We start from the raw sequence: 1104 nt of genomic DNA on the forward strand, positions 1-1104 counted from the left end.
TGTGATGTCCAGGGACGTTGTTTCGGCGACACGGCCCTGACCTGTTGAAAGGCGAAGACCTCCGGTTGTGAAGTGGAGCTGTTGAGTTCAACCGCTTCACGAACCAGGAGGCCTTCGTGTCCCACGCTAACGCTGCTCTCACTCCTCGCGCTCGTCTGCGTTTGGCGCGCCTGATCGTTGATGACGGTTGGCCACCTTCGGTGGTGGCGAAGATGTTCATGGTGTCGACCGTGACGGCCCGCAAGTGGGCTGCGCGGTTCCGCACGGAAGGCGCGATGGGGATGCAGGATCGGTCCAGTCGTCCGCGCTCCATGCCCACGAAGACGCCACTGCCGCTCATCAAACGGATTGTGAAGGCGAGGTGGCGACGGCGGCTCGGGCCGGCCCAGATCGCCGGTGAGCTCGGCGTCGCACCCTCGACGGTTCACGCGGTCCTCGTGCGCTGCCGGATCAACCGACTCAGCCGCATCGACCGGGTCACAGGGGAACCGATCCGACGATACGAACACGACCACCCAGGCTCGCTGATCCACGTCGATGTCACGAAGTTCGGCAACATTCCCGATGGCGGCGGACACCGCTTCCTCGGTCGCGCCCAGGGCACCAGGAACCGACACGCGACGCCCGGCGTGACCCGCAACAAGGCCCATCAACCGCGTCTCGGCATCGGTTACCTGCACACCGTCATCGACGACCACTCGCGCGTCGCCTACGTCGAAATGCACGCCGATGAACGCGCCGAGACCGCCATCGGTGTCCTACGTCGCGCGACGGGCTGGTTCGCCGACCACGGCGTCATCGTCGAACGCGTGCTCTCCGACAACGGAGCCGCCTACCGCTCATTCGCATGGCGAGACGCGTGCTCCGAACTCGGGATCCGCCACAAACGCACGCGCCCCTACCGGCCACAAACCAACGGCAAGATCGAGCGATTCCACCGCACACTCGCCGACGGCTGGGCCTATGCCAAGTTCTACGGATCAGAAACCGAACGCCGCGCCGCTCTCCCGGGCTGGATCCACTTCTACAATCACCACAGGCGACACTCCGCGATCGGAGCCCCACCCATCAGCAGGATCGAAAGCAACCTGCCTGGACATCACA

At 64.7% G+C, this 1104-nt stretch carries 1 protein-coding gene; it reads left to right on the top strand.

The window, feature by feature from the left end; all coding sequences use genetic code 11:
• Nucleotides 1–116 precede the first annotated feature (116 nt).
• Nucleotides 117–1104: IS481 family transposase (locus AB0O89_RS15045; protein WP_363499284.1), on the top strand; the 988-nt coding region annotated here is incomplete at its 3' end.

The organism is Microbacterium sp. NPDC076895, assembly GCF_040687115.1.
GTDB lineage: Bacteria > Actinomycetota > Actinomycetes > Actinomycetales > Microbacteriaceae > Microbacterium.